The sequence below is a fragment of the Spirosoma foliorum genome (assembly GCF_014117325.1).
In the GTDB taxonomy this organism is placed as follows: domain Bacteria; phylum Bacteroidota; class Bacteroidia; order Cytophagales; family Spirosomataceae; genus Spirosoma; species Spirosoma foliorum.
On the sequence record NZ_CP059732.1, the window covers coordinates 6,031,533 to 6,045,114 of the forward strand.

Below are 13,582 nucleotides of genomic sequence, written 5' to 3' on the forward strand. Positions count from 1 at the left end.
TAGACAGTTTGGCAAAGGAACGTTCTTGTACTGAACCTGAATAACTTAAACTACATTTTTTCAGGCACTTCTATCCCCAATAAACCCATTGACTTCCGAATAGTTTCACTAACGGTCTTTGATAACACAAGTCGGGTATGCAATTTAATCGGGTCCGTTTCTTTTAGGATTGACAGCTTATCGTAAAACTGATTGAACGTCTTGGCCAGCTCATACGCATACTGGGCAATATACGAAGGCGCATAGTCTGTTCCTGCCTCAGCTACCCGTTGCGTATACTGGCTCAATAGGAACACTAATTGCTGCTCAAGCTCATCCAATTGCGTTGCCGACACGGGCCCTTCCAGCGTCATGGTAAGCTCAGCAGCCTTACGCAGAATAGAGCGAATCCGGGCGTGAACGTACTGAATATAAGGCCCGGTATTACCATGCAAATCCACCGATTCGGCCGGATTGAACTGCATTCGTTTTTGGGGATCAACCTTCAGCAAGTAGTATTTCAACGCACCCAAACCAAGCGTCTGAAAAAGTGCATCTTTCTCTTCCTGACTGAAATCCTCCAGTTTGCCCTTAGCCGCTTCATCAGCAGCTGTCGAGGCCGCATCAATGGTTTCCTTAATCAGATCGTCAGCATCGACAACGGTGCCTTCGCGCGATTTCATTTTACCCGTTGGCAGATCGACCATGCCGTATGAGAGGTGGTACAGACCATCGGCATACGTCCGGCCTAGCTTGCGCAGAATGGCGAACAGCACGTTGAAATGGTAGTCCTGTTCATTCCCAACTACCCAGATCTGACGATCATTCTGAAAATCCTGAAACTTCAGATCGGTCGTACCCAAATCCTGCGTCATATATACCGACGTACCGTCAGAACGCATCACCAGCTTTTGATCCAGTCCTTCGGCAGTCAGATCAATCCAAACGGAACTGTCGTCTTTCCGAAAGAAAACGCCTTTCTGGATTCCTTCTTCAACAATTTCTTTTCCTAGCAGATATGTATTCGATTCGTAATAGGTTTTGTCGAAACTAACGCCAATCCGTTTGTAGGTAGCATCGAAACCCGTATACACCCAGGCGTTGAGCTGGCTCCAGAGCGCTACTGTTTCAGGGTCACCTTGCTCCCACAAACGCAGCATCTGCTGAACTTCAAGCATGAGGGGTGCTTTTGTTTGCGCTATATCTTTTACTTCGTCCTTCTCTCCATCAATTTCCTCTTCAATAGCTAGAACAGATTTTAGTATTTTCTGTAATTCTTTCTGCTTCCGCTCTTTTATTTTGACATCTGCATCATCAATAGATTTCAGAACATCTTTCCATTTAATTTTTCCATCAATAGCAGATTCTAGACTTATTTCTGTATTAAATCCTAATGCAGCTATCTCATCAAAAGCAAGTTGTTGTACTTCCTGACTTAGACGAACTTCTAATCCCTCTAAATTCTGAAGATGGATTTTAAGCTGAGTTTGCTGAGTTTCGCTAAATAGTGATAGGTCTCTTTTAGTATAAATAGAGTCGAGTATTGGCTTTAACTGCTCTTTTAGCTCTCGATCAAATCGAACATAGTATTTCCCGATCAGGTGATCGCCTTTCATGCTCGCCGACTCTGGTGTCTCACCATTGCCAAACATCCGATAAGCCAGCATCGACTTACAGATGTGAACGCCCCGGTCGTTGACAATGCAGGTTTTTACGACATCATAGCCGTTTGCGGCCAGAATTTTACTGACCGAGTCTCCCAGGAAATTATTCCGTAAGTGCCCGAGGTGAAGCGGCTTGTTGGTATTTGGTGACGAAAATTCAACCATCACCGACTGCTCTTTCGAAGGCAATGTACCGAATGATGGATTAGCCGCAATATCATTTAACAAACCAACCCAGGCGGCATCGGCAATACTAATATTCAGGAACCCCTGTACCACGTTGAATGCACTGACAACTGAACTATTTTCCAGCAACCACGCGCCAATCGTTTGACCTATCTGCGCAGGCGCCTGGCGGAGGGCTTTCGTGAGTGGAAACGTGACAAAGGTATATTGACCTTCAAACTCTTTTTTCGTCGGCGAAAGTTGTACGTCGCACGCATTGCCGGAATAAAGTTCGGCGATTGACCGTGCAATATCGGCTGCTACTATTGATTGAATATCCATTTCCCACAAAAGTACGAAATGTTATGTAGCGTGGACATCTTGTCCGCGTAGCCGCAGGTTAATCATTTTTGAGCGACAACTGCGTCTTCGGTTATGCGGACAAGATGTCCGCGCTACTCATGGCTTCAGCACCGTTGTTTCTTCGGCGACAGACTTCACTTTTTCCTTCGAGAAATAGACGGGGAAGTATTTGTTGTCGGCCCAGATCGGAAATAAATCGCCGTAGTGTGGGCTATCGGGATTTCCTGATTGGCCGGGTGTATTGATACCAAGCGTTTTATCCCAATCTTCGGTATCGACCAGAATTCGGAACGATGCGCCGTGCGTTTGGTTCAGATTGGCGCTGGTTGCATTCACCGTTTCGGCATAACCTCCCCGAATGGCGGGGCCAAGGTTAATTTTCTTCCGCATCGCTTTATCGACCATGTTGCTGAGCGGATGGGTAAGGGTAATGTGCTTATTCTTGGCCTGGCCATACACCCACTTGGTCATGTCGTTGCCTAATCGCCCGGTGAGTTCTGTTACGGCGCGATCCATACACAACAGCAACAAACTATCCCGAGAAGCCGTTGGCGGAAGAAGAGCGTCTATTACCCGTTTTGATGGAAGACTGGTTAGGTAAGGTTGCGCAATCTTCGGCACCTTCTGTTGGTAAACAGCCAGTTTTAACTGCCCCTCCCAGGCGACATAAATAGCAGCAGCCACCGAATTCGGATCAAGCTTATAATCCCATCGACGCAGGTATTCCAACGCCTGTGTCGTTCGGTCCGACTGCGACGCCAGATTTTGGAGCAATGGTACCAACGTCCGCGCAGGAATGGATAGATAATCGGCCTGCAACGCCATAAAGTCGACCAGATTCTTGCGCTTCCCATCGCCCAATACTTCCTCAATGCGATGAGCCCGACTAGGTGCTGCCCAGGTCCAGCCAACGGCATCGCGGTGCGGAAAATCCACAGGCGTCAAATTATTATTGGCCGTAGCCACGAACCCTTCAGATGGGTTAAGTTTATTGGGCAGTTGCAGAATGGGCAGATAGCCACTCCACTCAAACCGCCCATCACCTGGCACAGGAACCAGCCCGGTGAAGTTTTTTCCCGGGCTGGATTGCCGTATGGGCGATAGACCCACGGCCTGCCAGCCAATCGTTCCGGTTCTATCGGCCCAGATCATATTCTCTCCCGGCACGCGGCTATAGGTGCACGCCTGCCGAAACTCGGTCCAGTTCTTCGACTGGTTCATCCGTAAACTCGCCAGATAGGGAGCGCAACCCGTTTCGAGCCAGCCTGCCCGAATTGCATAGGCTTTGTGGTGTTCTTTATCTTCAAATACCACCGGACCATGACGCGTATATTTTAGCTCAACCCGTACCGATTGGCCATCTTTCATCGGAATAGTTTCGGTCAGTATTTTCATGTTTTCCCACGTATAGGTCGCCCCTTTGCCTTTATAGCGATATTGATTGGGATTTGCGGGATTGGTTTCGTAGACGTATATATCTTCATTGTCGGTCTCGAAAATCGTGAGCCCCCAGGCACCGTAGTCATTATGCCCAATTGAAATTCCGGGCAAGGTTGGCTCTCCTGCTCCGATCACATTCCAGCCGGGCGAATCCACGCCGGGCGCGTTCAGGTGTACCCAATACCGTAGCGAGGGCGTCGATTGTGACCGGTGTGGGTCATTGGCCAGCATCGGATACCCACTAGCCGACTTATTACCCGAAATAATCCAGTTATTCGACCCCACAAACTGCTTCTCTGTCTCGAACCACTCATCGACTGATTTATCGGATCGACTGGCTTCATCTTCGTCAGCTTTCGCTAATCGGTCGCTGAATTTTAGTGGTAGGCGAAACGCTTCATACAGTTCCAGGATTGGTTGAAACAACTCCTCGCCATTGACGTGTAGCGTCAGGTCAGGATCGCTGGGTTTGGAGGCCGGATGAAACCACTGTAGTTCACGAAGTTTGTCGGGGCCAATGAGTTTCACCAATCGTCCATAATTGAGTTCGTCGCGAACATTGCCCAGCAATCCCTGATGCCGACTAATCACGACTTCGGACGTCCATAATGCGGGTTTTGTCTTCAGTACTCGAAATTCGAAAGGCAGCTTTTCGGGCGTTTTCAGGATTTCGGTGATATAGGCGTTAATACCATCGACAAATGCCCCAACGATTTGCGGACCATGTGGATGGTAATGCAGCAGCTCTTTATTAATATCTCCCCGAAACTTAAAGAGCCGCGTTCCTATATCGCGTTTGGTTTCCTGAGGCCCCAACAATTCGGCAATTGTACCCGTAGCCTGACGACGCCAGATTTCCAGTTGAAACAGGCGATCCTGAGCGGCAGCATATCCCTGTGCAAAAAAAAGATCATGTTCGTTTTTGGCATAAATGTGGTTCACACCCCACCGATCGCGAATGATTTCGACGGGTTGTTGCAGGCCCGTCGTTTGTATCGTTTGAGAATTGCAACTGAATGGCAGAAAAGCTATAAACAACCGAAGTAGCTGGCGCATAGGATCAGATTCTATCCCTGAACATACGAATTTTTCACTTTCGTAACAGCCTTTTTAAACGCCTAAACCCTAAATGAGGCTGTGAATGGTGTAATGTGAACAAAGTTTCGATCAAGAATCCGTTGCCTGGAATTGGTTAATTATTAGAAACATGATGTTTCTTTGATAAAATAATATAAAACTGTTATGAAAATATTCCGCCAACTAATAACCCTTAGTCTTCTGATAAACCTGACAAGCTGCATGACCGCGAACATCCAGTCGAATGTAAAAGCGGATGCAAAACCTGAGTTTCGGCGCATTCTGATCGTATCAAGACTCTCTCAAACCCGGCCAACGTATTTGCCTACCTTTCAAACAGCCTTCCCGGCGGGGTATCAGGTTTGTACAGTATCAAATAGCCCTATTTCGTTCGACAGCCCCGAAGAAGCAATTGATAAACAACGACAAGCCTGTCAAAGCGAAGTTATGTTAAGTATTGACTTCAATCGAAACTACACAGCCGGTTCGGGCAGGTATATCACATCCTACAATGAGCTTTATCTGGAGATGATAAATCTGGCAACGGGCAAACCTTTCTGGAAAGCTATTATCACGACAGGCGGCAGCAACGAAGTGCCTCCCCACAATATCGTTTCCCAACTTATAAAAGACGGCATTATTGAAGGTTCAATGTCCACTCAGAGGTCCTATCAATCAAATTATTAGCAACACCGATTATTCCTAAACAGAACGAGGGGCCAAGCTTGCAAGCCTGGCCCCTCGTTCTGTTTAGAAAGATAAGTTATTACCCTTTTATGCTACTCAAGTAAGTCTTGTTACCGTTCTTGTTGATGTAATATTTACCACCACGAGGACCGGTCATTACTTTCTCTCCGTTGGGGCCTTTTTTAGACGCATCAACAGGCGCTTTGTAGTCGGCAGGCGTTGCTTTTTCCTCTTTCACGGCAGGTGTTGAGGCTTTGGCGGTTTTGCTCATCTTGTCGTCTTTCAGCCCTGCGTTATCAGCGGCTTTATCGGCCTTAGCGGCTCCTTTATCAGCAGTTGCTGCGGCATCCTTCTTCGCGTCTTTAGCCGCTCTCACTTTTGCCATTTTTTCGTTCATGGCAGCCTGTTTGGCGGCATCGGTTGTTGCGTCGGCAGTTCCCTTCGCATCGGCTTTGGCTGCTTTGGCAGCATCTTTAGCTGCCTTTTTATCGGCTTTTGCCTGATCTTTCGCGGCTTTATCAGCGTCGCTCATGCCAGCTTTCGCGGCTTCTTTGGCTGCTTTTTTCTCTGCCTTAGCAGCATCCTTCGCCGATTTGTCGGCATCACTCATTTCTTTTTTCGCTTTACTTTTGGAGGCTTTATCATCCTGAGATACACCATCAAAGGCAACCAGTAAACCAAGCGACAGGCATAGTATTGAAATAATCTTTTTCATGGCAATTGGATTGGGGTTTATGATAAACTTAAAACTTCAGCACTTAGGACGGAAAGATGGGTATAAAATCACGAATCTGTCACTAAAAATGACTTAATTTTTTCTTAAATTTGATAGAAAGATAGTAGTTTCTAACCGAGCAACGATGGTCATTTAGCTCTTCCCAGCTATGCCCATTTGTCCGGTACACAACCTACTCGGAAACACAAAATGCTTAGTACAAACCCTCCCCTTACGTCGACCCCAACCGATTATCTTAAGCGCTATTATGGATATGATAAATTCCGGCCTATGCAGGAAGCCATTATCCAATCCATTTTGAGTGGGCGAGATACCGTAGTTTTGATGCCAACAGGGGGAGGCAAATCGGTTTGCTTTCAGATTCCGGCACTTATGCTTCCGGGCCTGACGATCGTTGTTTCTCCCCTGATTGCCCTCATGAAAGATCAGGTAGGGGCTTTACACATGAACGGTATTCAGGCTGCTTATTACAACAGCACCCAGACCAGCCGGGAACAGCGCGAGATTGAAAACGACTGCATTAGTGGAAAACTCAAGCTACTTTACGTTTCGCCCGAGAAACTGCTCACCGAATCGTTTTTCAATTTCCTGCAACTCGTCAATCTTTCGTTATTCGCCATTGATGAAGCCCACTGTATTTCGTCCTGGGGGCACGATTTCCGGCCAGAATACACGCAATTGCATGTTCTGAAAGAGCAATTTCCGGCAGTCCCAACGATTGCGCTCACGGCCACGGCCGATAAGTTGACCCGACAGGATATTGCTACCCGGCTTGGCATGAACGACCCCGCCATATTTGTTGATTCATTCAACCGGAAGAACCTGAGTTTGCAGGTGTTGCCTGGTCAGAATCGCATTCAGCAAATTGTTCGCCTGTTACAGCAGAAACCCAATACATCGGGTATTATTTATTGCCTGAGCCGGAAATCGACCGAATCGCTGGCGGCTAAACTACAGGAGAAAGGGTTTAACGCGGCTTTCTATCATGCCAAAATGGACCCCGATGATCGGGCCAAAACTCAGGAAGCTTTTCTCCGCGACGATGTCCGCATTATGTGCGCCACGATTGCCTTTGGTATGGGGATCGACAAATCGAATGTGCGCTGGGTAATTCATTATAACATGCCCAAAAACATCGAGAGCTTTTATCAGGAAATCGGACGGGCAGGGCGCGACGGTGCTGCGGCCCAGACGGTTTTGTTTTATAGTTTCGCCGATGTAGCCACCTACAAAGAGATGCTGGCCGAAAACAACCCGGCTAACCTTGGCCTTCAGTTGGCCAAACTGGAGCGGATGCAACAATACGCCGATGCACACACCTGTCGTCGGCAGATTTTGCTTTCTTACTTTTCGGAAGACTTTCCCGAACCCTGCGGAAACTGTGATGTTTGTCGAGATCCACGCGTGACCTTTGATGGTACGATTCTGGCTCAGAAAGCACTCTCGGCCATGATTCGTACAGGAGAGCGGGTTCCGATGAATTTGTTAATTGACATTTTACGCGGGTCGCGGAGCCAGCAAATAATCCAGGGTGGCTACGATCAGGTAAAAACCTACGGTGCCGGAAAGGACCTCCGTTTTGAAGACTGGCGTAATTACATTCATCATCTCATAAACGTCGGTGTCATCGAAATCGCCTACGATCAACACTACGCGCTGCGCCGGGGTATCCTGGCCGATCAGGTATTGTATGGTGGCCGAAAGATCGATCTGGTACGTCCCGATGATGCGCCAAAACCAGTGGTCGAAAAAACGAAGACCAAATCAGAAACCCAACGCGACGATCTGTTCGAACGACTACGGGTATTGCGCAAGCAACTCGCCGACGAGCAGAACGTTCCTGCCTACGTTATTTTTACGGATACCACTCTCGAAGACATGGCCCGTCAGCGGCCAACCACGCCCGATGCGCTACGGAATGTGAGCGGGGTTGGCGAGCGTAAACTTCAATTGTTCGGCAAACAATTTCTGGGCGAGATCCTCGACTATGTACGAAGTCGGGTGCAGGCGGGTGAAAAACCTAAAGGATCGACCCAATTAGTAACGCTCGATTTGTATAATAATGGTTACACAATTGACGAGATTGCTGCCGAACGACAACTTACAACTGGCTCAGTAGCGAGCCATTTAGTGCAGCTTTCCAAGTCAGGCTACGATATTGATTTAGTCTCATTGATTGACCCTATTGACCGGCGCGAAATTGAAAAAGCCATTGCTGCCGTTGGCATTGAAGAAGGCCGTTTAAAGCCTGTTTACGACTATTTAGGCGGTCGTTATGACTATGGCAAACTGACGCTTGTTATGGGTCTTCTATAAAGATAAAATCCTTTTTTCTGCTGTCCCGTTGGATAATTCTTAGGCAGAATATTTGCTATATACCAGACAATCAGTTAAATTCGTTTTTAGGTAGAAAATGAACCCGTTACCAAAGGACGGGTTTTGTTGTCTATATGTATCACAACAACTAATGTAATTTTGATAAAAGAAGTAAGTTTTTCACTGCTCATGGCCGCCGTAAAAACGGGGCCGGGTGTCGTTAAAACGACCCACCCGATCTCCATTTTCACCACCGACACGAGCCGAATTCTTCCCTCAAACGGTCTCAACAATCCTGAATTATTAGTCGTCGATTCGACCAAACGCCTGTTCCCAATTTACTTCTGTGGCGAAGAAGTACCGGTCAACGAACCTCGTGTATCGCGCCGTTGGGCACAAACCTTACGCACCTATGGTGCACAGGAAGAATTTCTTTTCGATCTCCGTTCACGGGCATCGGAATTTTTCCCAATCATTGACCCGATCCTTCGGAAATACAAAATTCCCCGCGACTTCCGCTTCATGCCGTTGGCCGAAAGTGCGCTGGATAACCGGAGCGTATCCTATCGGGGAGCCGCCGGGTACTGGCAAATCATGCCAGGTACCGCTCGCGAACTGGGTCTGAAAGTCAATGGGAAAGTGGATGAACGCCTGAACCTGGAAAAGGCAACCATTGCTGTTTGTCGCCATTTGCACCAGCTTTATGGGGAACTAGGTTCCTGGACATTGGTAGCAGCTGCCTACAACGGAGGAATCACCCACGTGATGAATAAAATGCACCAGCAAAGCCAGACAAGTTATTACCGGCTTCGGTTGCATCGCGAAACGAGTCACTATCTGTTCCGAATTCTGGCGTTCAAAGAACTTCTTACCAACCCACGCCAGTACGCCTTGTTACTAAGTGGCTCAACCATGGCCGAGCTAACCAAGCCACTGCCTAGCTGGCATAAGCCGCTGGCGCTTCCAAAGAAAATTAAGGATGCGCCTACCATTGAACTGGTTGACGAAGATTTTACCGATCCTACCTGGGGACCACGCCCCAATACGGCACTAACCAAAGCGCCATCGGATACAGATCAATTTATTGCCAGTGCGACTTCTGCCGCAACTATACCCAATGCTCCGGATGCCGATTTGGAGAAACAAGGGCAGCATTTGCCCATCAAAAAGCTTATGATGGGACTCATGGTTCTTCGGTTCCGTCGGCCACGAATTTTACCCTCGAAAAAAGGAGAAGGAATACGCCCACTGCACTTCTGGGACTGGTTATAAGCTGTTCATTGAACGGAAACTAACGTTATAAATAAAGCCGCCTGATACCAGGCGGCTTTATTTATAAGCCTACCTTTTAATAAATAAGCAAAAACTATAGTGTAACTATAGACTAATAATAGAGTCAAAAAGGCAATAACCCATAAAACTTGAACTTGCCTTAAAATGAACTTGTTAGCCTATCTTTCGCTAGCGACTGGTTTGGTTGTGACAAGTGTTTTTGCTCCTACTCGTTTGCTAAATGCGCCAGTAGACAGACCATCAGCACATTCCCTCACATTCACACCAGCTATTGATCCAGGTCTAACGAGGATGCTCCCCCCCGTTTATTTCTGTGGAGAATCAGTGCCTCTACACGAAGAAGCTGTTGCGCGTCGATTAGTATCTGCCCTGGCACGAAATACGAACCAAAATCAGGCAATTTATCGCATTCGCAAGCGGGCCTCTGTGTTTTTCCCGATTATTGAACCTATCCTATCCCGACACGGAATTCCGCTGGATTTCAAATATTTGCCTTTAGTTGAAAGTGCCTTGACCGGAATGGCCGTATCGCCTAAAGGAGCGGTGGGTTATTGGCAGTTTATGCCCGCTACAGCTCGTGAGTTGGGGTTAGCCGTTCATGCTGGCTACGATGAACGAACGAATTTGGTCAAATCAACCAATGCCGCCTGTCGGTATCTGCGGTATCTGTACACTCGATTAGGTTCCTGGACGCTGGCAGCTGCAGCTTATAATAATGGTATTGGGGCCTTATTGAGCAATATTCGCCGACAGCAGCAACGAGATTACTATTACCTGCGTTTGAATGCCGAAACGGGTAAATACCTATATCGGATTTTAGCGTTTAAAGAGCTGTTTTCCAATTACAAATCGTACGATCACCTTATTCCAGAACGAATGATGGCTTACCTTAGCGAGCCACTCACGCCTGATTCTGAGCCGGATGAAGATGAAGTGTTGCTGCCAGAAGTAATTGTGAATGAAGCTACCCAAGTGGCCATTGACACGCCTGTTCAGGAAACAGCAAAACCACTGGCAGGACAAACAGCCGATATACCGCTTCCGAACGCAGCCGATGTTTTTCGGGGAGGCATCAAGGCCAAACTAGTGGAATCAGCCGGTGTGGCGCGTGGGCAGGTGTGGGTATTTCACTTGACTCGTGATGGCATGGCCGATGGTAAACAAGTTGAAGAAGGAGATGTTTTATATGCTATTGTCGAAGATGTTGACCCCAAAACAGACAAGATTTACCTGCGGGCCGACCGACTTTATTCGGCAAATGAAAAACACACCTACATGATGAACTTATCCGCCATTGACGCATCGACAGGCCGTATTGGCATTAAACTACCAGACGTTGATCAGATAAAGGCGGGCTGGATTCTGACCTGGAAGACATTGTAACGTCATAAGATGAGCAACTGAGCTTCAAGTTGCTATAATTCCTCCGAACTAAACCTTACGCCCAATTCGTTGTCTATTGATCTGACCAACAGCACTTTATTTTGACAGTAGGTACTAGATATGTTATTCTATTGCTCCTGAGCATTTTATCGCTTGAGCAAATTGCCGTAGCGCAGAAGAAAACAACTTTAGCGAAAGCCAAAGGAAATAAAAAAGCTATTCGCCCACTGGAGCCACAACGGCTACATTTCTGTGGCGAAGTAGTTCCAACCGAACAGGGAGACGTATCAGCGAAGTTAGCGTTAGCACTCGCAGGCAGTTCGGGTTATATCCGGCATGTGAACGGGTTGAAGGCTCGTTCGGCACCATTTTTTGCGATTATCGAACCCGTTCTGCAGAAATATAACGTTCCCAACGACTTCAAATACCTGCCGCTTATCGAGAGTGCCTGGCAGTCGAATGCCGTATCGTCGGCGGGTGCCATTGGGTATTGGCAATTCATGGATGACACAGCTCAGGACATGGGTCTTTCCATCGCAGCTGGTAACGACGAACGAACGGATTTGCTCAAATCGACAGAAGCCGCCTGCAAGTATTTGAAATTCCTGTACAAAAAACTGGGGTCCTGGACGCTTGTAGCGGCTGCTTACAATGGGGGCGTGGGTATGGTACAGCGTAAAATCACGAAATCAGGCCACCGTGACTATTATTCGATGACCATGAATCCTGAAACAGGCTATTACCTCTACCGGATTCTGGCCATGAAGGAGCTATTTACAAACCCATTTTACGGCGTTGGTTCGGCCGGTACCATGCTGGCTTACTCGGGCAATTTGTATGAAAAGGAACGCGAACAGGCCCGGCGGATGGGTTGGCTTAAGGACGATGAACCTGAGCCAGAAGGTGTCCCCATTGAATCATTCCTGGATGCTGGCAGACCGACAAAAAATGAGGCAATGATTATGGACAGTTTGCTCACGGAATTGCTCAAGAGCAAGCCAGCCTCTAATCCTGTTTTTGTTGGTGATGTCGCTACGCGGCTGGTGCGGGCAGGGCTCCCCAGAGTAGGCCAAAGTTGGGCATTTACACTAACAGAAGACGTTCAGATTGGTGATGATGCCTTGAAAGCTGGAGACATGCTCTATGCCATTGTAGACGATATAGATTCGCGAGGCAATCTATTCTTACGAGCAACTAAAGCTATTTCGACCCAGGAAAATACCAGTATTCCACTCACCTTACTGGCCATGAACCCGGCAACAGGCTTGGCAGGAGTACCTCGCCCCAAAGTGGTAAAGCCAGGCTGGGTTGTGCAGTGGAAGCTGTAAAATCAGAACCAGGATTTTTATGATTTTATTGACTGACTATGATTTCTTTGCTTCGCTTTCTTTGGAAGCCGTATCATATCATTCAAATCATAGTCGGTCAGTAAAATCACAAAAATCCCGGTTTACCAACCATCTGGCTCCAGAGTGGGTACATTACCGTAGGTAGCCCGGCAATCGCCATCGGGTAAAATCTGGCTACTGATAAAGCTGAGCACCGCTGGGTAAAAAACAGCGCTGGGAAAGCTCTGCTGCCGGTAGCGTTTTCTCGTAACAGATGTTACGGCGAAATAGCCTCTGGCTAAATCAGTCGGATCACTGGCATTGACCAGATTTCCCGTTACAGGTGCGGGGAGCGGATCAAAAATACTACCGGTTCGGGCATTTTGCTGTTGGTAAAGTTTCCAGAACTGATAATTAGACTGGGTAATCGAATATTGTTGTACTTCAATCAATTGCGGCCCGACCGCATAAATAGGCAATTGTAAGACGAATTTACCTCGAAGCGGGTTTCCATTAATAGCCTCATCGCTATACACATTGACAACATCGTTCGATACGGGTGTCCAGCAACGAGTGAAACATTTATTAGGGCTACCCAAGCTACAGGGTACGCCTAATGACATACGATTGGTATACCCGTAAGCAGTCCAACGATAATAGTTTTGTTCACTGGCAGGGTCGGTCGTATTGACCGCATACGCTATCGCATAGGGTGCTAGACCAATTGTTTTAACTAAGGATGATGAAATACTGTCAATTACAGGCACAGCAGGCATTCGTTCCGCTTTTGTAACATAGCGTTTACCATCGGTCAGTACTACACTCAGGCTGTAAGCTCGGCCCACCTGCCCTCTAAACGTTGAATCGGCGGTTTGATATAAGCCCAATCCTGTAGATATCAAACGCGTTGAGCGGCCCTGATCATCGGCCATGGTAACCTGAGCTTCTTTTACGTATTGGTCACTTACATTCTGTCCACTTCCGCCATAATTACCCGTATAGGTAAGCCGGACAGTATACGGAGGGGCCTCGTTCGTAATCTGGCCCTCTACCACCAAACGGGGAGCTTCGGTACGAATAGGTAAGCTTACCTGGTCGATACAGGCGGCTACTAAAACACTGATAAGAATTATAACGAAGAGCCGGTACAT

The 13,582-nt window shown here is 47.6% G+C and carries 9 protein-coding genes; 5 read left to right on the top strand and 4 right to left on the bottom strand.

Going from position 1 to position 13,582, the window contains the following annotated elements; all coding sequences use genetic code 11:
* Positions 1 to 50 precede the first annotated feature (50 nt).
* Positions 51 to 2,150 (bottom strand): arginine--tRNA ligase, encoded by a 2,100-nt coding sequence (gene argS, locus H3H32_RS25460; RefSeq protein ID WP_182458573.1) that lies wholly within the window; start codon positions 2,148 to 2,150, stop codon positions 51 to 53.
* 117 nt (positions 2,151 to 2,267) lie between these two features.
* A complete protein-coding gene (locus H3H32_RS25465) occupies positions 2,268 to 4,667 on the bottom strand; it encodes a penicillin acylase family protein (protein WP_182458574.1) in 2,400 nt (799 codons plus the stop codon).
* Positions 4,668 to 4,853: 186 nt separating this feature from the next.
* Between H3H32_RS25465 and H3H32_RS25470 the strand changes: the two genes are divergently transcribed.
* Positions 4,854 to 5,375: a hypothetical protein gene (locus tag H3H32_RS25470; protein WP_182458575.1), complete on the top strand. Its 522-nt coding sequence runs from the start codon at positions 4,854 to 4,856 to the stop codon at positions 5,373 to 5,375.
* Positions 5,376 to 5,454: 79 nt separating this feature from the next.
* Here the strand turns inward: H3H32_RS25470 and H3H32_RS25475 are convergent, their stop codons facing one another.
* On the bottom strand, positions 5,455 to 6,090 hold the full coding sequence (locus H3H32_RS25475) for a hypothetical protein (protein WP_182458576.1): 636 nt from the start codon (positions 6,088 to 6,090) through the stop codon (positions 5,455 to 5,457).
* Between the two features lie 210 nt (positions 6,091 to 6,300).
* Between H3H32_RS25475 and recQ the strand changes: the two genes are divergently transcribed.
* The 4 genes from recQ to H3H32_RS25495 all read left to right on the top strand — a co-directional run bounded on the left by recQ (position 6,301) and on the right by H3H32_RS25495 (position 12,431).
* A complete protein-coding gene (gene recQ / locus H3H32_RS25480) occupies positions 6,301 to 8,427 on the top strand; it encodes a DNA helicase RecQ (protein WP_182458577.1) in 2,127 nt (708 codons plus the stop codon).
* 189 nt (positions 8,428 to 8,616) lie between these two features.
* Positions 8,617 to 9,699, top strand: coding sequence for a lytic transglycosylase domain-containing protein (locus H3H32_RS25485; RefSeq protein WP_182464475.1), 1,083 nt, complete (start codon positions 8,617 to 8,619; stop codon positions 9,697 to 9,699).
* Positions 9,700 to 9,864: 165 nt separating this feature from the next.
* Positions 9,865 to 11,103 (top strand): lytic transglycosylase domain-containing protein, encoded by a 1,239-nt coding sequence (locus H3H32_RS25490; RefSeq protein ID WP_182458578.1) that lies wholly within the window; start codon positions 9,865 to 9,867, stop codon positions 11,101 to 11,103.
* Positions 11,104 to 11,204: 101 nt separating this feature from the next.
* On the top strand, positions 11,205 to 12,431 hold the full coding sequence (locus tag H3H32_RS25495) for a lytic transglycosylase domain-containing protein (RefSeq protein WP_182458579.1): 1,227 nt from the start codon (positions 11,205 to 11,207) through the stop codon (positions 12,429 to 12,431).
* Between the two features lie 122 nt (positions 12,432 to 12,553).
* On the opposite strand, the gene H3H32_RS25500 is transcribed toward H3H32_RS25495, so the two are convergent.
* Positions 12,554 to 13,582: a DUF4249 domain-containing protein gene (locus H3H32_RS25500; RefSeq protein WP_182458580.1), complete on the bottom strand. Its 1,029-nt coding sequence runs from the start codon at positions 13,580 to 13,582 to the stop codon at positions 12,554 to 12,556.

Excerpts from the sequence above, each read along its gene's own strand:
- recQ (WP_182458577.1), top strand. The coding sequence starts at position 6,301 with ATGCTTAGTACAAACCCTCCCCTTACGTCGACCCCAACCGATTATCTT.
- H3H32_RS25475 (WP_182458576.1), bottom strand. The coding sequence starts at position 6,090 with ATGAAAAAGATTATTTCAATACTATGCCTGTCGCTTGGTTTACTGGTT.
- H3H32_RS25470 (WP_182458575.1), top strand. The coding sequence starts at position 4,854 with ATGAAAATATTCCGCCAACTAATAACCCTTAGTCTTCTGATAAACCTG.
- H3H32_RS25485 (WP_182464475.1), top strand. The coding sequence starts at position 8,617 with ATGGCCGCCGTAAAAACGGGGCCGGGTGTCGTTAAAACGACCCACCCG.
- H3H32_RS25500 (WP_182458580.1), bottom strand. The coding sequence starts at position 13,582 with ATGTACCGGCTCTTCGTTATAATTCTTATCAGTGTTTTAGTAGCCGCC.
- argS (WP_182458573.1), bottom strand. The coding sequence starts at position 2,150 with ATGGATATTCAATCAATAGTAGCAGCCGATATTGCACGGTCAATCGCC.
- H3H32_RS25490 (WP_182458578.1), top strand. The coding sequence starts at position 9,865 with ATGAACTTGTTAGCCTATCTTTCGCTAGCGACTGGTTTGGTTGTGACA.
- H3H32_RS25465 (WP_182458574.1), bottom strand. The coding sequence starts at position 4,667 with ATGCGCCAGCTACTTCGGTTGTTTATAGCTTTTCTGCCATTCAGTTGC.